The following is a 17,946-nucleotide window of genomic DNA, read 5'->3' on the forward strand; positions in this document are numbered from 1 at the left end:
GACCTCACCGTATAGACAAAAAAGACCGGATTCCCCCATCGGGGAACCCGGTCTCACGCCGTTTCGACTCAGTTTACAGAATCTTTCAGAGCCTTGCCAGCCTTGAACACAGGCGTCTTCGAAGCCGGGATATTGATCTCCTTACCCGTACGGGGATTGCGCCCCTTGCGCGCCTGACGCGCCTTCACCTCGAACGTGCCGAAACCAATCAGCTGAACTCTGTCACCTTCGGAAAGAGCACCCTTGATTGTCTCAAAAATGGCGTTGACAGCCTTTTCCGCGTCCTTCTTCGTGAGATTTGCCTGCTCTGCTACGTTTGCGACTAATTCCTGTTTGTTCAAAGTAGCATCCTCCTTTAAGATATTTTCTTTTTCCCTGCGACCCTAATGACCGCACCGTCATGAGAGAATTTAACAGAATTACTTCGAAAAATCAAGGGGGGGAGAGTGAAAAAAGCCACATTTCCACGAAAAAAAGTATATTTTTTCATCATTTTTCCCAAAAAAGGGGTGTATCGGGGATGAAAAGGCTCGTCAAATGATCCGTATCCTCCTGCCGATCGAGTTCAAAAAGAGCGATCCGTGCAATCCGTTCATCCGGCAGACAGAGGTGATGCAGATAGTATACCTCCCGTGTATCCTCCATATGCTCCATGAGCAACAGCTTCAGATTAGACGCTATTTCACGCGCATAGACCTGCGTCACAATCGTATCGCCGCGCAGCCCCTCGGCAATGCGATCCTCATCGGCGGCGTCCACGATGGAAAGTCCATGCACGGGATCGAGACCGAGCACCGCAAAGAGCGGCTCCAAGAAACTCATTGCGGGCAGGATCTTGACGTCCTCCCCCTCCGCGTGTGTCCACGCCCGCAGGAGGTGCACCGTGCGCTCGGCGACAAACGGGCTGCCCGGCACAAGGTATAAAATCTCCTCCTGTGCCGCACGTCGGAGCAGATCTCCTGCGATGCGCGCATACAATTCCTCAAAATCCGCTGCAGTCTCATAAAAATCATCGTAACTTTCATACGATATGCCCGCTGCATCGAGTGCCTCCACCGTCGGATGGATACGCGTCCGCAGGATAATGTGCCGTGCCGTGGCGATACGATCCCATGTCTCGCGCGTCACCAGTCCGGGTGCCCCGGGTCCGAGCCCTGCGACCGTCAGCCGATATTTTCCCATTGTATCACTCTCCGCAGATCATCTGCACAATTTCCAGTGCGGTATCCAAAATATATTTGCGTTCCTTCGCATTCAGCCGGATGCGGTAGCCCGCGCCCTCGGGAACGGGGCCGATCTGCCGTCCCCAGCGTTCGTTGAGACGCACGAGCGCCTGCAGAGGCAGCTTTGTCCCCTCGGGCAGGCTGATATCAAATGCCTCGCCGTGGGCAGTAATACTGCGTGCCCCAAAGCTGCGTGCAAGATTCTTGATGCGCGCGATATCAAGCAGTGCGAGCACGGGCGGAGTCGGTTCCCCGAACCGGTCGATCAGTTCGTCGAGCAGCGCATCCAGATCCTCACCGGTACGCACCGCCGCGATCTTTTGATAAATTTCGATTTTATGCATCGCATCTTCGATGTAGCCGCCATCAATATACGCCTCGACGGGCAGATCGATAACCGGTTCGACCTCCGGCGATTCCTTCGCCACGCCGCGCCGTTTTGCCACCGCCTCCTCGAGCAGTTTCACATACATCTCAAAGCCGACGCCCGCGATATGCCCGTGCTGCTGTGCCCCGAGCAGGCTCCCTGCCCCGCGGATTTCAAGGTCTCGCACCGCGATCTTAAAGCCCGAGCCGAGCTGCGCAAACTCCTTCATTGCCTGCAGCCGCTTCTCTGCCGTCTCACTCAGCACTTTGTCGCGCCGATAGGTGAAATAGGCAAACGCCATCTTCGCCGATCGCCCCACGCGTCCGCGCATCTGATAGAGTTGGGACAGCCCGAACCGATCCGCGTCGTAGATGATGACCGTATTCGCGTTCGCCACATCGATACCGTTCTCGATGATACTCGTCGCAAGGAGGATGTCGTAATGTCCCTCGTAAAAATCCATCATGACCTGCTCGAGGATGTCCTCATTCATCTGCCCGTGCGCCGTGGCGATACGCGCCTCCGGCATGAGGCGCAGCAGGTGCTCGCGCATCCGATCGATACTCTCCACGCGGTTGTAGATGAAATACACCTGTCCTTTGCGCGAAAGCTCGCGCTCGATCGCACCGCGCATCATCGCGTCGCTGCTCTCCACGACGTAGGACTGCACAGGCAGTCGGTCGGCAGGCGGCGTCTCGATGATGCTCATATCGCGCGCGCCCGCAAGCGACATGTGAAGCGTGCGCGGGATTGGCGTCGCTGAGAGCGTGAGCACGTCTACACCTGCGGCAAACTCCTTAATGCGCTCCTTTTGCGTCACGCCAAACCGCTGCTCCTCGTCGACAATGAGCAGTCCAAGCTTTCGAAAATGCACGCGCGTACGATTGAGAATTGCATGTGTTCCGATGAGGATGTCCACACGCCCCCGTTCCACCTCACGCAGCGTCTCCGCCTGCTCACGCGGTGTACGAAAGCGGCAGACCACATCGACCTTTGGCGCAAAGTCGGCAAAGCGCGCGGCAAAGGTCTGATAATGCTGCTGCGCGAGCACCGTCGTCGGCACGAGCACTGCGACCTGAAATCCGTCCATCGCCGCCTTAAACGCAGCGCGGACGGCGACCTCGGTCTTGCCGAATCCAACATCGCCGCAGAGCAGGCGATCCATCGGGCGCTCGCTCTCCATATCGCGCTTGATCTCCTCGATGGCATGCAGCTGATCCTCCGTCTCCTCGTACGGAAACGCCTCTTCGAACTCGTGCTGCATCGCGTCGTCCGGTGTAAAGGCGTGACCTGCGGCGAGTTTTCTCTTGGCATAGATCTCGAGCAAATGATCCGCGATGTCCTCGACGGATTTCTGCGCCTTCGCGCGTGCGCGCGCCCAATCCGCCGTCCCCATGCGGTGCAGACGCGGCGCCGCCCCCTCCGCGCCGATGTATTTTTGCAGGAGACCGACCTGATCCGTCGGGACGAAGAGCTTGTCGTCACCCCCGTACTGAATGTGCAGGTAGTCGCGGTGTACGCCCGCCACCTCGAGCGTCTCCACGCCGAGGTACTTGCCGATGCCGTGCGAGACATGCACAACGTAGTCGCCGGGCGCAATCTCACGGAAATGCCGGATGCGTTCGCCCGCGCCCGCACTGCGGCGCAGCTTTGCCTTGTGCCGCCCAAAGATGTCCTGCTCGGTGAGGATGACGACATTCGCTGCCGGCAGCTCAAAGCCTGCGCGCAGCGCTCCGCCCGCAGCCGAGATCTCTCCCGGCGCAGGTGTCGCCTCCCGCCGGAGGAGCGCCGCAGGCAGCTTCCATCCTGCAAGCATATCGCGGAGGAGGTTTGCCCGTTCGCTCCCACCCGCCAGCACAAGAACACGCGCCTGCTGCGCAAGGTAGCGGCGCAGCTCGCTCTCAAGGAGCGTGAACTGCCGCCGGAACGCCGTCATCGGCACCATTTGAAACGGGATGAGCACATGCGGGGCACAGGCGGGCAATTTGCGGCTCATGAGGGAGACGAACAGCTCATGTCCCGCAGCCCCCTCCGCGACGAGTTCCTCCCATGAGAAGATGCGTGCGGCGCGCGCCGCGTCCTCCTGCACGGCGTCATGCAGGGCGGTGATGAGGCGCGTCGGCTCGTCGAACACGATGATGCCCGCCGCGCCGAGATAACTCAAAAAGCACGCCTCCCCCTCATCATCCGCCGCACGCAGCGGCATGATGGAAGCCGTGCTGATATTTTTGATGGAACGCCGCGTCACCGCATCGTATTCGCGCATCGAGTCAATCTCCGCGTCGAAGAACTCGATGCGGATCGGCGAGAGTGCATTGATAGGAAAGATGTCGACGATACCGCCGCGCACACTGAACTGACCGACATGCTCGACCTCCGCCGCGTGTTCATAGCCCATGCCGACCATGCGCGCGAGCAGATCCTCGCGTACGAGTGTGTCCCCGAGCCGCAGGGAGAGCGAGGCGCGCGAAAACTCCGCCGCGCTCAGCCCCTTTTGCGCCGCCGCGCCAATGTCCGCGAGCACGATGATCGGCTCTCTGCGCAGGAGACGCCCGAGGATGTTCATGCGCTGCGCCGCACGCTCCATGCCCTTTGCCGCACCCTGCACAGCGGCAAGCGCATAGTCCAACTCCGGCAGCTCGTAGACGTCTGCCTCGGGAAGCAGCGCCGTCAGATCCTCCTGCCACGCACGCAGGGACTCCCGCCCCGCCGTAACGATTGCCAACGGACGCGGCGTGCCGTCATAGACGGCGGCAACCGCCGCATGCTTAAGTGAGCCCGCGCAGCCATGCGCAAGGATCTGCTGCGGCTGTGCCGCAAGCTCCTCAGAGAGCTTGCGAACGGCAGGATCGAGCCGCAGCGCGGCAAAGAATGCGCTCATTTGCTGCCGATCGCAAGCGCCGCACGGACAAAGCCCGCAAAGAGGGGATGCGGATGGTTCGGACGCGATTTCAGCTCGGGATGGAACTGCGATGCGACGAACCACGGGTGATCCGCGATCTCCACCACCTCGACGAGACGGTCGTCGGGACTCGTTCCCGCGATGACCAGCCCCGCCGCTGAGAGCTGCGCACGGTACGCGTTGTTGAACTCAAAACGATGCCGGTGCCGCTCACTGATCTCCTCCTCACCGTACTCCACCTGCGAGCGCGATCCCTCCGCGAGCACGCAGGGATAGGCACCGAGACGCATCGTCCCTCCCTTTTCCTCCACACCGTGCTGATCCTCCATCAGAGCGATGACGGGATGCGGCGTCTCGGGCGCGAACTCGGTGCTGTGCGCGTCTGCGAGCCTGCACACGTTGCGCGCGAACTCAATGACCGCACACTGCATCCCAAGGCAGAGTCCGAGGAACGGGATCCCGTGCACACGTGCATACTCGATCGCGCGAATCTTGCCCTCAACGCCGCGGTCGCCGAACCCGCCCGGCACAAGAATCCCCTTACAACCAACAAAGAGTTCGTCGAGATCAGCCTCTGTGCTTTCAAGTTCCTCGGCATTGATCCATGCGATCTTCACCTGTGTGTCGTTTTCGATGCCGCCGTGATGCAGCGCTTCCGTCACGGACATATAGGCATCCGGCAGGGCGACGTATTTCCCGACGACGGCAATCTTGACCTTTTTCGACGGGTGGTTGATCTTAAAGACCATCTGCTCCCACGCGTCCATATTGGAGGGGTCAAAATTCATTGCCATCTTCGACAGGACGATGCGGTCAAGCCCTTCCTGCTGCATCATAAGCGGGACTTCGTAAATTGTTGATGCCGTACGGTTCTCGATCACCGCGTCCGCGTCCACATCGCAAAAGAGTGCAATCTTTTCCTTCATTTCGCGCGGAATGGGCTGCTCCGTCCGGCAGACGAGAATGTCCGGCTGAATGCCAATGGCACGCAGCTCTTTGACACTGTGCTGCGTCGGTTTCGTCTTGAGTTCCCCCGCCGCACTGATATAGGGGAGGAGCGTCACATGAATATAGAGCGCGTCGTTCTTGCCGACCTCTTTCTTGACCTGGCGAATTGCCTCAAGAAAGGGCAGGCTCTCGATATCGCCGACGGTGCCGCCGATCTCCGTGATCACTACGTCGGCGCCGTCCGCCTTTGCCACATCGTAGACGCGCTGCTTGATCTCGTTCGTGATATGCGGGATTACCTGCACCGTCGAACCGAGGTAGTCGCCGCGGCGCTCCTTGTTGAGCACATTGGAATAAACCTTGCCCGTCGTGATGTTGGAGCGCTTCGTCAGATTGATGTCGATGAACCGCTCATAATGCCCCAGATCGAGATCCGTCTCCGCTCCGTCGTCGGTGACGAACACCTCGCCGTGCTGGTACGGGCTCATTGTGCCGGGATCGATGTTGATGTAGGGATCAAATTTTTGAATTGTTACTTTCAGCCCGCGGTTCTTAAGCAAGCGACCGAGGGATGCCGCCGTAATGCCCTTGCCCAGAGATGAAACAACGCCGCCCGTGACGAAAATATACTTTGCCATGCCGTTCCTCCGCCTGTCTCAATCAGTTCTGAATGCTTTCGAGTTTCTTCTTCCGCATGGTCTCCTTTGTAACGCCTGATTTAGCTGTGCCAACAGAGCGTGACGATGAGCGCTTGACCTCGGGCGGCACCCACTCCGTGAGCCCCCATTTGCCCTCGCCCTCGTAGTGAAAGCGGCTGTCCATGTTCATCATCGTGTAGATCTCGGAGATCGCCGCTGAGAGCGACTGTACCGGCTTATGTTTCGCCTCGATGACCGCAAGGATCAGCTCTTTGTACTGCACAGGCTCCTTCTTCTCCGTCAGGATATGATAGGCGACATCCATCTCCGACATATGCTCAAAGTCCATAAATACGCTCCTTCCTGAGATACCGATTACATCTGTTCGGGCGCCGAAACGCCGAGGATACCGAGACTATGACGAATAACATGCCGCGTCGCCGTGACGAGCGCGAGCCGCGCCGATGCAAGCGGCTTTTCCCGGCCGACGATACGGCATTGATTGTAAAACGAATGAAATGCGCCCGCCAGCTCGTAGCTGTACCGCGCGATACGCTGCGGCGCGTACTCCGCCGCAGCCCGTGCGATCTCCTCCGGATACGCCGCGAGCTTCTTAATGAGGGCGATCTCCGTATACTCCTTCAGCAGTGCGAGCTCCGCGCCATCCGCCGGCGTGAGACCAAGTTCCCCCGCCTGCCGGAAGATGCTCGAGATGCGCGCATGTGCATACTGGACGTAGTAGACCGGGTTCTCGTTCGACCGCTTCTTTGCAAGATCGAGATCGAAATCGAGCTGACTGTCAAGCGAACGCATGATGAAGAAATACCGCGCCGCATCGACGCCAACTTCTTCCATCAGCTCGCGCAGCGTCACGGTCTCACCCGTGCGCTTCGAGAGCTTTACGAGGTCACCGTCGCGGTAGAGACTCACCATTTGCAGGAATAGGACTGTGAGCTGTGCGGGATCGTGCCCGAGCGCTGCCATCGCAGCCTTGACGCGCGCGACGTAACCGTGATGATCCGCTCCCCAGATGTTGATAAGACGCCCGTAGCCGCGCCGATATTTATCGTCGTGGTAGGCAATATCCGCCGCGAGATAGGTCGGCACGCCGTTATCTCGGAAGATCACGCGATCCTTATCGTCGCCGTAGTCCGTCGAGCGCAGCCACACCGCGCCGTCCTTCCGGTACGCGGTGCCGCGCGCCAGCAGTTCGTCCACCACGCGCCGCACCGCGTCGGGATGGAGCGTGCGCTCGCTGAACCAGCGGTCGAACGTCACGCCGAAATCCGCAAGATCCTCCTTGAGCGCGGCGAGCTTTTCACGATAGGCGACATCCTGAAAAATTCTAAGACGCTCCTCCTCGGGGAGCGCGAGGTATTTGTCCCCGTCCTTATCGATAATGCGCCGCGCCGTCTCCGTAATGTCGGCGCCGTGGTAACCGTTTTCTGGGAACGTCACCGCCTGCCCCAGCAGCTCGAGGTAGCGCGCGTTCACCGAGACCGCGAGCAAATTCATCTGATTGCCCGCGTCGTTGACATAGTACTCGCTGTCCACCGCATAGCCCGCCGCACGCAGCAGCTTTACGAGTGCCGAGCCGACCGCCGCGCCGCGCCCATGCCCCACATGCAGAGGACCCGTCGGGTTCGCGCTGACATACTCCACCTGCACACGCGGTGTATCCGCGCGCACGGGAAGCTGTCCATATGCCTCTCCTGCCGCAAGTACGCCGCGCAGCATATCGGCATACACCGAAGGCTTTAGATAGAGATTAATGAAGCCAGGACCCGCAATCTCCGTGCGCTCCAGCCAGTCCCCTGTCAGATAGGATACAATAATCTCAGCAATCGCTTTCGGAGACTTACGGAACACACGCGCCGACTGCATCGCAAAATTGGTCGCAACATCGCCCATATCCTTCTCAGGCGGCTCCTCAAGGACAATCGGGGGGAGTGCCGCGCCCTGCGGCAGCAGCCCCTCCGCGGCGGCACGCTCCGCTGCCGTCATAATCGCCTGCTCGATCTCCTGTTTTATCTGCACAATAAACTCCTTTACCTCGGCTCAATTTTTATTTCCAGTGTGTTATCGCTTTGGCGTACACCGTCCACATAGAGCGTGTAGAAAATGTACGCCTCCTCCGCACCGTCCTCCGCCCTGCGCATCCGCAGACGCCGCGTCAGCGTCGTGATAGAGAGCGTCCCATACGGCGTGTGGTAGCTGCTTCGGCGCTCCTTGCCCGGCATGAAATGCTGTGCAAACCGCACAATTCCCCGCCGCTGCAGGAGAATCTGATCCGCACCGAAGCGCAGCACCGTCGGTACCGTCTCTCCCTCGATCAGCTCCGTATCGTCATAACTTACATAGCGGCTGTCGCCACGCAAAAAACGCCGTCCCGTGACGGACAGCGCAATGCGGCTTTCTTCACCCGCGGCATCCACCTGACGCCCCACAAGCGAAACCTGTACCTCTCCACCCTTCACCGAATCGTCCCTCCGATAAAAAGTGTTCTGCATTCCCTAATTCTGATCAACGGCAATGTCCAGCTCCACCAGCTTACCACTGAGATCCATCTCCACGACGAGATACTGCCCGTCGCTGATCTTCACCTCGAAATCGCTGCCCACCGTAAGCGACGGCGTCGATATGTCGACATCGAGCCCAAGTCCCGTGATATTCGTCGCCGTGTTCGCCGTCAGCATATTGCTGAGCTCGGAGATCGCGCTCTGCGCCATCTCGTCGAATGCCTCCACCGGCATTCCCATCATCATCGTGGAAGCAATGAACTTTGCCGTATCCTCACTCATATTGTAAACGACATTGCCGCGAATCTGTTTCGTAAACCCGACAAGCACCGAAACGCCGAGACTTTTGGCGCGGCTCGAAGCAGCGTAGAGTTTCGTCCGCGTCGGCTCAGGAAAGCCCAGCATCGGCATCACCGTCGTAAAGGCATCCACAAAAGGATTGATCAGTTTTGCATCCATCGACTACTCTCCCTCTGCAAAGCCCACGTTCATCCGGATCGTTCCGATCGGCAGCTGCACACTGATACAGAACGTCGTCATGCGCGGGCTTACGATATGCACCCTCGACCCGCGGATCGTCCCCGGAGGCGTCAGGCGCAGTTCCTTCCCCTCAAGCACATTATTGATCTTTGAAATACCGCGCCCCGCAATGATATTTGCGGCTTCCTCAACGGCATCGTCCGCCTCGCTCGGCTCGATCTCTTCGATGGTCGCGCGTCCAAGCATATGCATCGCAAAGAGCTTGATCACCGGCTCTTCCAAATAGAAAATTGCGCGCCCCGTCGTAAAGCCCGTTATGCCGATGATCACGGCGGCGCCGCTCACATCGAGGTGTCGCGGTTCGTATTCCTCAATCTCCGCCGTCCCTTCCATGCGGAGCAGTCCTGCTGTTCCCTCCTGCAGTGCGCGTGCAAACGGCTTTGCATAGAGTTCGCGGAACGTCGTCAGTCGGCTCTCTCCCGCCTCACAAAGCAGATGCAGTGCATCAACGAGATCCTGCTTCGCAATCGGTTTTTGCAGGAACGCCCGTATGCCGATCGCCTTGCCCTGCGTAATGAGGTTCAGATCCTTCATCGCGCTCGCCATCACGATATTCGCGTCCGGATCCATTATAATGATGCGGCGGCTGCACTCGAGCCCGTTTGCATCGGGCAGATTCATATCCATCGTCACGGCATCGGGGCGCAGTTCCTCATAGAGGCGCACCGCCTCCGCGGCGTCCGCCGCCATCCCGCACACCTCAAAATCCGTATCCCTTAGATTCTCGGCAATCATCACGCGGCTGATCTTGGAATCATCGACGACCAGTACCCGTAATTTCCCCATATTCTTTCACCCTCTTTGACACAGTCTGAACTGCGTCTCCATTATACACGAAATTGGGTATTCCGTCACATATTTTTTGGCAAAACTTCGATCCAGTATCCGTCGGGATCCTCGACGAAGTAAATGCCTATCTCCGCGTTCTCGTAGCAGATGATGCCCATGTCCGCATGTTTTTCGCGTGCCGCAGCGTAGTCGTCCGTATAGAGCGCGAGGTGGAACTCCTTCTCCCCGAGATTATACGGCTCCTTACGCGTATGCAGATATGTCAGCTCGAGCTCAAAATCCGATGCGCCGTCCGTCAGATAAACGAGCGTAAAACCGGACGCTTCCAAGCGCCGCTTCTCCCTGAAATCAAAAGCACGCGCATAGAATTCCATACTCCGAGACAAATCAAGTACATTGAAATTGACATGTGTAAACGAAAATGCCATCATGCCCTCCTATCAGGATACCAAAACATCGGCAGGAAAACCGTATCTTTCGTTACGATATTACGGTCGTCCGTCCCCCGTATCCACGCGGTCGAAGACCTCCGTAATTGCCTGCGGCGGCGGCGCGTCAAGCCTGCTCACAACGTAGATCGCGAGCAGGGAGAAGAGGAAGCCCGGTACGATTTCATAGAGCCCAAAGGGCGCGAACTGCTTCCATATGAGCACCGTCAGCCCGCCCATCACAATACCCGCGAGCACGCCGCGTTCCGTTGTCCGCCGCCAAAAGAGACACGAGAGGAGCGCGGGACCGAACGCCGCGCCAAAGCCCGCCCACGCATAGGCAACCATATCGAGGATGAAATTGTCGGGGCTCAGTCCCAGATAGATTGCGCCCGCCGCGATCGCGAGAACGGAGATCCTGCTGACCCAGACCAGTTCCTCTTGGGGTGCTGCGGGACGGAAACTGCGGCGGTAGATGTCCTGCGCGAACGCCGACGCCGCGACAAGGAGCTGTGCCGACGCCGTACTCATGATCGCTGCAAGTACTGCCGCGAGAATCAGCCCTGCCGCAATCGGGGGGAAGAGCTCCCCCGCCATCACGAGGAACACTGTCTCCGCCGCCGTTCCCTCAAGCGGCGTCCGCAGATAGACCGCGCCCACCATGCCGACGAGCAGCGCTGCCCCGAGTGAGATTACCACCCATGCCATCGCGATGCGCGTTGCCTGCGGCAGCTCGCGCGCCTCCCGGATCGCCATGAACCGCACCAAGATATGCGGCTGCCCAAAGTATCCGATGCCCCATGCCATCAGCGAAATGAACTCGATGAAGCCGAGCGTCGACCCATCGGGTTTGGTCAGCGGCGCAAAGAAGGAGGCATGCGTCGAATAGAGCATCTGTGCCGTCGCTGTAAACCCGCCGAGCATCAGCGCCGCGCCGACGGGAACAACGAGAATCGCAAAGAACATCATCACACCCTGGATGAAGTCCGTACGCGACACCGCAAGGAAGCCGCCGACAAGCGTATAGAACACGACGACACCCGCTCCGAGCAGGAGCGACGGCACATACGGCAGGCTGAAAATTGTCTCAAAGAGGCGCCCCGCCGCTACAAATCCTGAGGACGTATAGAGGATGAAAAAGATCAGAATAAAAATTGCCGGTACGACGCGCAGCATGCCCGAATCACTCATAAAGCGATTTTCAAAGAAGTCCGGCAGTGTCAGCGAATTATTCGCCGCCTCCGTGTAGACGCGCAGCCGAGCGGCAACAAAATGCCAGTTCGCCCATGTGCCGAGGATGATGCCGAGCGCAATCCAGCCCGCATTCAGCCCGGCCACATACGCAAATCCCGGCACGCCCATCAGCATCCATCCCGACATGTCGGACGCCTCGGCGCTCATGGAGGTCACCCATGCGCCAAGCTTACGGTTACCGAGGAAATAGTCGCTCATGTTGCGCGTCCGCCGATAATAATACACCCCGATGCCCATCATCAGGAACATATAGACGAAGAAAACAATACTTATCTCTATTCGATCCGCCAAGAACAGCGCCCCTTACAATCAATTCAGCAATATGTTGCTCATTATACGAGATTTTTCATAGAAAAGCAAAATGTTTTCCGGATTTCCTCATTTACGTATGTTGGGCAACAATTCATAGCGCCGTCGGCAAATCGGCTTCGCTGCTCCTCTGTGAGACTTGCAGCAACTTTTTCAATACGCGTTTTCACATAGTCGTTCTGCGCCGCAACGGTCATGTTCTCACAGAACATATACTCTTCGTCCGGAATCTCCACTTGATAGAGCGTCGGTTTATCGTGTTCAATCTGCCACTCTCCGCCCTCTTTTTCAAGGATATCCAAAGCCTCCCGCATGATAGCGACACTCTTCTCCATTTTGTGATCTTGGAAGAATGCAAGCTGCTTCTTAACATCCTCTTTTGCCGCAGCAAGATCGCCCTCTGCCCCTTCAAAAGCCATGAGCGCTTGATCCACAGGAGAGCCGTCTTCAAACCGAGTGCCGCTTTTCTCTAAAATCCAGCGTCCTTCTTCATCAAGTGTATAGGTGTCTGTCTTTGTATGCACTTTAGGCATGTGTTCCAGCCATGTCTTATAGGCTTCGGAAATATGCCGATCCTTCGCAAAATACAGTCCCCACCCGTGCGCCTGATGTCCCTCTCCCATGCCAATCATGCCGAGGTCAAAGTGTTCAAACCAATACGGCGAGCCGTGCCATGCGATTTGATCGAAGCGCTCGGCAAAGTTCCCCGTGCCGTCAGGATTGATGTACGGCTTGCCATAGTAATCACTGATTCCGCTGAGCATATCGCGAATTGTCACTTCATCGCTATTGCTATTCGCCGCGTCCTGTGTTACACTATTGGCAACAGGAGATGCTTCTTTATCCACAATAAACCCCTTATGGGGGTCGGTGGGAAGAAGCATCTCCTCTTTTTGTGTCACAAACATCTCATAGAGAGATACGTTCTGCGGTGCTACGGATATTTCACCGTTCATATCCTCAGCCGTTACGACAAGGGTTTCTAGTCGTCCCGCAAATTTTACGGGGATCATAATGCGATAATAGTTTTTGACTCTGTTCTTGCGCCGCTGTGTCTTTAGCTGCGTTCCTGTCAGACCTTCTAAGCTCCGTACTTCTTCGTTTGGCGTAATCTCCACAACGCGCCCATACGACAGGACATCTTTCATGTTGCTTAACACCACATTTCGCGTATAGGTATTGCGCAGTGTGGTTCTATGAATGATATGCTTGTGACCGTATCTCCCCATCGGCAAACCGACCAGCGCGCGGAAATCCGCCGTAGGAATCGGCTCCATCGGTGCAAGGTCGCGAATATATGCAAGTATATCCTTATCCGTTTTGCCCGCAAGGTGATTCGTCATGCTGTCCATATCAAGCACAGGGACTTTTTCGTCGAGGTCAATGCCCTGTATCATCGCCTGATGCAGATCAGCCTTGTACTTCCCCTCGCTGTCCAACCCGAAGAACCGCTCGTAATAGTCTTTTGCCGTGAGCTTCTCGCCCGTCTTTTTCGATACGGCATTTGCAAAGATATCCGCATGACGGGCAAAGAGAATCGCATTGAGACGCGCGACGGGTGCCGTCTGTCCGCCGATTGCCGTCAATTTCTTCGACAGATCGCGGTACACATGGAACGCCTCGGGGGATAGTCCCTCCGTGAGTCTCATCTCCGCGCTCGTCATTTCCTTCATGTGCGGCTTGATGCGCTCCATTACGGAAAGGTTCTCGCGCAGCTTCTCAATCGTAGGAGCGGCTTCTGCCATTGCCTCCGCCGTTTCGGCACTATCGGGGATCCATACATCGAACTTCGGTGCGGATGCGTCGCCTGTGACGACGGCAACTGCCATGTCCTCGAGTTCCGCAACAGTCGGCTTGCGCTTATGCTCCTTGAAGAAATCCCGATACCACAGATCATTTTCGCTGTAACGGATGTATGTATCGTTGCTGACATCATCCTTCACCGCGAGAGTATACGCGATCCCGTGCGCCCAATGATATCCTTGAATACCTGCGCCGCGTGCGGCGTTCCCTTGAGGGATTTGGTCACAACGCCGAAATTCGCCATCTCGATCGCGGCATCGGCAGATCCGCCCCAAAATCCATAGAAGCGTGCCTGATCGTCCGTAAAGAGACGGTTGCCGTTTTCGTCTTTTTCGTTTCTGTATTATTGCCTTTGCCGGCTTAGGTATATTTCATCTGATTCACCTCGTCTATCTGAGCATAAGGGCGGCATGTCGCCCATCCTTCTCACTTGATACCGGCTTGTCGTTTACAGTGCCTGTCCGAATCTTTCTAGCATAACATGGAATAGGAACCTGCACCTATGTTATTAGGCTGAACCAGATTTCATCCCCCCACTGCTTTAGAGCGCCGGTTGTGTGCTTTTAGAGTCTTGATTAACTTCGCATACCTCATATCATCCCTCCTTCATACTCAACACAAGAATATATCTCTGTGCAATCCGGACGGAAGTACCGATATTTGAATTATAACGTATTTATAAAAATATATACAGAAAGAGCCGCCGCGCAAATATATGCACGCATCGGCTCTTTCTGTGTGTTATATTAATTTCTCTTGTCAGCTCAGCTTAAACGTCTCGACCGCCGACTGAAGCTCAGTCGCCATCTCCGAGAGATGCTTGCTTGCCGAGGCCACTTCGTGGACGGATGCCGTCTGCTCCTCGGTCGCTGCAGAGACGGTCTGCGTCTCGTCCGCAAGGGACGCAGCGACTTCTTCGATGCTGCGGATAGACGCCGTGATCCGCTTGCTCCCCTCATTTGTCGCCTTGATCGCCTCGGCAGAATACGCGATGCGCTCCATGAGCTGCGTGATCTGTGCGACAATCTCCCGGAATGCTTCGCCCGCCTCATGCACCGACTGCACACTGCCGATGGTCATCTCCGTGCCGGTCTGCATGGAAACAACAGCTTCCTGCGTACGTTTTTGAATCTCGGTGATGATGCTCGTGATATTCTCTGTGGCACTGCCCGACTGTTCGGCGAGCTTGCGCACCTCCTCGGCGACGACGGCAAATCCGCGCCCGTGTTCGCCGGCGCGCGCCGCTTCGATAGCGGCATTGAGAGCGAGGAGATTCGTCTGTTCGGCGATCCCGGAAATGGTATCGACGATTTCGCCGATTTGCTTCGACTGCTCACCGAGTGCACGGATGATGCCCTCGGTTTCCTTGACCGTCGTTTCGAGCTTGCCCATATTCCCAACCGCCTGCTCCACCTTGTCCGCACCGTCGGTGGCCGCGTTATGCGCCGACTGCGACGCTTCGGTGATGCTCCGGGAATTGTCCGAAAGAATCGTGAGCTGGCGATCCATGTCCTCAACAACCTCGATTGCCTCCGTGACGGCTTCTTTCTGTTTGACCGTCCCTTCTGCGACCTGCATGATGGAGTCTGCAACGAGGTTCGATGCCTGCGAAGTCTGTTCAGAGTTCTCTGTGAGGTGCTCGGATGCCGTTGCAACGGACTCGGCGCTGTTCTTTGCGCTTCGGAGCACGCCGGACAGGCGTTCCGTCATATGGTTGAATGCCGCCGCCATGCGCCCGAACTCATCGCCCGAATCCACGGTGAGCTTTTCAATCGCAAGGTTGCCGCCTGCGATTTCCTCCGCTGCACTGCCCATGCGAATAAGCGGTGCCGTCGCCTTTCCGGCCATGAAATAGGCAAGCCCGCCCGCTGCCGCAACGAGGATGATCCCCAAAATAATGATCGGAATCGCCGCCTGAATCCCCACCGACAGCACGTAGGACTTCGGCGTTGCTGTCGCAATGACCCACCCCGTCGTATCGTTCCGGTCATAACTCACATAGTAGGTATTCCCGTCTTTGAAGGTGACTTCCGTCGTCCCCGCATTGCCCGCGAGCGCGTCCTTCACAAAGTCGTACCCACTGGAGTCCGTGCGGTCTTCTTCTTTTTCAATCTTGACCTCGGAATCCGCAAGGTCTTTCCCATGACTGTCAATGATAAAGACGCGCGTATGTTCGTCCGATGCCGCCTTCACAAAGTCCGCAATCACGCCGAGGTCATAATCCCGCTGCACCATGCCGACGACCTTTTTCTGTGCGTCAAATACAGGCACGGCAATAACGGAGATAAACCGCCCTGTCGCCTTGCTGACAACGATATCCGAAATACTCTCCTTGCCCGCCATGGCATCCTTGAAATAGGCACGCGTCGCCGTATTTACAGGCTCTTTCCCATCGCTGCGCAGGAGCTGCTGCCCGTTCGTATCGGTGATATGTGTCGGATTTGCATCCTTAAAGATATCATTCGTACGCTTCAGAGAGCCCTCCATATCCGCCGCATTTTCCACAGGGTTCTCAAGATAGCGAATCGTCTCTCCGCTCCCGGCGAGTGCCTTGATCCCGTTGCGGTTCTCCTCAAACAGCCCCGTGATGTTGGAATCGATCACCTTGACACGTTGCTGACTCACTGCTTGCAGCTGCTCAATTCCCCGGCTCACCGTGCTGTAAAAATTGACGCCGATGCTGATGAGCAGCGGCACTGCGCTGATGAGAATAAGAATGACGACCATCTTTGTTTTGACGCTTGCATTTTGAAACATCCCCTCAGACTCCTTCCTGACAATCCCCCAATATATTACGCTCCCATTATAACTATTTTTTACTCTGATGTCACGTTTTTTATTGTATATCTAAAATTTTATATTGCAGAATCATTCTACTTTTCTAATATATGTATTTCCTCCTTATGTTTCCATTGATATTACTTATCCGATTAAGTCGTCTAAATTCAATACAGAACAATATTTTATTCCTCTAAAATCATTCTCCAAGAGTATAATCGCAAAACAAAACGACATCAATGCAAAGCGCAGCGATGCCGTATGTACTATTTTATTTGAGTCTCAAAGTGTTTTGATGAGCTGTGCGAGTTTATCCGCATGCTGTGCACTGCGCTTTTTCATATCGGCAACCGCCGCCGCATCCGAGCGTGTCGCATAGGAGACATTCCCGGTGTAGACGCGTCCGGCATACTCCATGCCGCAGAGTGCACAGGTGGAGACGACCGGCAGGAGGTATTCATCGATCTCGTGCCCGGCAGCTCCCTCCTTGCTGTACATCTCGGCAGGCGTGCCGGTCGTGAGTGATACGACAAGCTTCTTGCCCTTCAATTTATCACCTGTTCGTCCATGTGACCAGCCATGCTTGAACGTCTCTTCCATCCAGCGCTCGAGGAGCGACGGCAGAGAGTACCAAAACACGGGAAACTGGAGCACGACAACGTCCGCTTTCTCAAGCTTTGCCTGTTCGGCGGCGATGTCGATTTTATAGTCCGGATACAATTTGTCAAGATAGTCAAACTCAACCGAAGGGATGAGCTTCGCCAACTCTTCCATGATGGTTTTGTTTGCGACAGAATCGTTCAGATCCGTATGACCGGAGACCACAAGCACATTTTTCATCGGATATTCCTCCCATTCATTCCACTGTGCTCATTGTAGCACGGAAGCGGTAATGCGTCTATACTAGAGTACACTCCGATTTTTCCTGAAAAAATACGCGTGCAGCGCTCCCCTTGATGCAAAAGCGCAGGCTGCCGCAGCAGACGCGCCAACACAGTCTATCGGATGAATTGGAAGATATTCCAGGACTCCTTCCCTGTTTTTTCCTTCATGTAATATGCATAATTGGCAAGTATCGCGAAGAGGAAATTGACTCCGTAGCTGCACGGTTTGATTGCTCTGTGGGAAAACCCGAGCGCATCCAGCACGAGGCCAACCGCAACGAGGGTCAGAACTTGAACAAGTGCGGATCGCCACATGCCCTTGGTAAGAAAGAATATGAATCCGACGAGCATCACCCAGAGATTGATTGTGATGTTCGAGCGTTCAAACAATCCCATGGATTTGAGTGCCAAAGCCCCCTCTTTACTGTAGGGTTTTCCGTAGTTCTCATAGAAAGCAAATCGTTTTGCCCATTTTTCACTATATACTTTGCCAAAGTATTCTCGATCCTGCACGTCCATTACTATAACCTCCTTAAAACAAGAATGTATAAAATAATAAATTCA

Annotated in this window: 15 protein-coding genes; all 15 read right to left on the minus strand. The window is 56.1% G+C overall.

The features are described 5' to 3' along the window. Nucleotides 1–68 precede the first annotated feature (68 nt). The 15 genes from HMPREF1147_RS05825 to HMPREF1147_RS05895 all read right to left on the minus strand — a co-directional run bounded on the left by HMPREF1147_RS05825 (nt 69) and on the right by HMPREF1147_RS05895 (nt 17,901). Nucleotides 69–341 (minus strand): HU family DNA-binding protein, encoded by a 273-nt coding sequence (locus HMPREF1147_RS05825; RefSeq protein ID WP_009349955.1) that lies wholly within the window; start codon nt 339–341, stop codon nt 69–71. A gap of 148 nt (nt 342–489) precedes the next feature. Further along, on the minus strand, nt 490–1,182 hold the full coding sequence (locus HMPREF1147_RS05830; protein ID WP_009658093.1) for an SAM-dependent methyltransferase: 693 nt from the start codon (nt 1,180–1,182) through the stop codon (nt 490–492). 4 nt (nt 1,183–1,186) lie between these two features. Continuing rightward, nucleotides 1,187–4,471: a transcription-repair coupling factor gene (gene mfd, locus HMPREF1147_RS05835; RefSeq protein ID WP_009658084.1), complete on the minus strand. Its 3,285-nt coding sequence runs from the start codon at nt 4,469–4,471 to the stop codon at nt 1,187–1,189. Further along, nucleotides 4,468–6,078 carry a CTP synthase gene (locus HMPREF1147_RS05840; protein WP_009658091.1) on the minus strand — a complete coding sequence of 537 codons (1,611 nt, stop codon included), beginning with the start codon at nt 6,076–6,078 and terminating at the stop codon, nt 4,468–4,470. The genes mfd and HMPREF1147_RS05840 overlap by 4 nt, the downstream gene beginning before the upstream one ends. A 22-nt stretch (nt 6,079–6,100) precedes the next feature. After that, nucleotides 6,101–6,427, minus strand: a complete 327-nt coding sequence (rpoE, locus tag HMPREF1147_RS05845; RefSeq protein WP_009349951.1) for a DNA-directed RNA polymerase subunit delta — start codon at nt 6,425–6,427, stop codon at nt 6,101–6,103. Between the two features lie 26 nt (nt 6,428–6,453). Continuing rightward, complete coding sequence (argS, locus tag HMPREF1147_RS05850) at nt 6,454–8,115, minus strand: arginine--tRNA ligase (protein WP_009658070.1); 1,662 nt, start codon at nt 8,113–8,115, stop codon at nt 6,454–6,456. 11 nt (nt 8,116–8,126) lie between these two features. After that, nucleotides 8,127–8,555 carry a DUF1934 domain-containing protein gene (locus HMPREF1147_RS05855; protein WP_009658078.1) on the minus strand — a complete coding sequence of 143 codons (429 nt, stop codon included), beginning with the start codon at nt 8,553–8,555 and terminating at the stop codon, nt 8,127–8,129. Nucleotides 8,556–8,591: 36 nt separating this feature from the next. Further along, a complete protein-coding gene (locus HMPREF1147_RS05860; RefSeq protein ID WP_009349948.1) occupies nt 8,592–9,056 on the minus strand; it encodes a chemotaxis protein CheX in 465 nt (154 codons plus the stop codon). Nucleotides 9,057–9,059: 3 nt separating this feature from the next. Further along, complete coding sequence (locus tag HMPREF1147_RS05865) at nt 9,060–9,923, minus strand: response regulator (RefSeq protein WP_009658090.1); 864 nt, start codon at nt 9,921–9,923, stop codon at nt 9,060–9,062. Nucleotides 9,924–9,988: 65 nt separating this feature from the next. After that, nucleotides 9,989–10,354: a VOC family protein gene (locus HMPREF1147_RS05870; RefSeq protein WP_009658096.1), complete on the minus strand. Its 366-nt coding sequence runs from the start codon at nt 10,352–10,354 to the stop codon at nt 9,989–9,991. Between the two features lie 60 nt (nt 10,355–10,414). Then, entirely contained in the window at nt 10,415–11,899 is a 1,485-nt protein-coding gene (gene putP / locus HMPREF1147_RS05875; protein WP_009658081.1) for a sodium/proline symporter PutP, read from the minus strand. Between the two features lie 41 nt (nt 11,900–11,940). Continuing rightward, a complete protein-coding gene (locus HMPREF1147_RS05880; RefSeq protein WP_198002978.1) occupies nt 11,941–13,860 on the minus strand; it encodes a hypothetical protein in 1,920 nt (639 codons plus the stop codon). Between the two features lie 619 nt (nt 13,861–14,479). Beyond that, nucleotides 14,480–16,477, minus strand: coding sequence for a methyl-accepting chemotaxis protein (locus HMPREF1147_RS05885; protein ID WP_009658122.1), 1,998 nt, complete (start codon nt 16,475–16,477; stop codon nt 14,480–14,482). A 303-nt stretch (nt 16,478–16,780) separates the two neighbouring features. After that, nucleotides 16,781–17,338: an NAD(P)H-dependent oxidoreductase gene (locus tag HMPREF1147_RS05890; RefSeq protein ID WP_009437995.1), complete on the minus strand. Its 558-nt coding sequence runs from the start codon at nt 17,336–17,338 to the stop codon at nt 16,781–16,783. Nucleotides 17,339–17,496: 158 nt separating this feature from the next. Continuing rightward, entirely contained in the window at nt 17,497–17,901 is a 405-nt protein-coding gene (locus HMPREF1147_RS05895; RefSeq protein WP_009658083.1) for a DUF2628 domain-containing protein, read from the minus strand. Nucleotides 17,902–17,946: the final 45 nt, after the last annotated feature.

It is taken from the genome of Selenomonas sp. FOBRC9, assembly GCF_000287655.1.
Classification (GTDB): Bacteria; Bacillota; Negativicutes; order Selenomonadales; family Selenomonadaceae; genus Centipeda; species Centipeda artemidis.

Coding starts and splice junctions, on each gene's coding strand:
- HMPREF1147_RS05830 (WP_009658093.1), bottom strand. CDS start 1,182: ATGGGAAAATATCGGCTGACGGTCGCAGGGCTCGGACCCGGGGCACCC.
- mfd (WP_009658084.1), bottom strand. CDS start 4,471: ATGAGCGCATTCTTTGCCGCGCTGCGGCTCGATCCTGCCGTTCGCAAG.
- HMPREF1147_RS05840 (WP_009658091.1), bottom strand. CDS start 6,078: ATGGCAAAGTATATTTTCGTCACGGGCGGCGTTGTTTCATCTCTGGGC.
- rpoE (WP_009349951.1), bottom strand. CDS start 6,427: ATGGACTTTGAGCATATGTCGGAGATGGATGTCGCCTATCATATCCTG.
- HMPREF1147_RS05860 (WP_009349948.1), bottom strand. CDS start 9,056: ATGGATGCAAAACTGATCAATCCTTTTGTGGATGCCTTTACGACGGTG.
- HMPREF1147_RS05865 (WP_009658090.1), bottom strand. CDS start 9,923: ATGGGGAAATTACGGGTACTGGTCGTCGATGATTCCAAGATCAGCCGC.
- HMPREF1147_RS05870 (WP_009658096.1), bottom strand. CDS start 10,354: ATGGCATTTTCGTTTACACATGTCAATTTCAATGTACTTGATTTGTCT.
- HMPREF1147_RS05885 (WP_009658122.1), bottom strand. CDS start 16,477: ATGTTTCAAAATGCAAGCGTCAAAACAAAGATGGTCGTCATTCTTATT.
- HMPREF1147_RS05890 (WP_009437995.1), bottom strand. CDS start 17,338: ATGAAAAATGTGCTTGTGGTCTCCGGTCATACGGATCTGAACGATTCT.
- HMPREF1147_RS05895 (WP_009658083.1), bottom strand. CDS start 17,901: ATGGACGTGCAGGATCGAGAATACTTTGGCAAAGTATATAGTGAAAAA.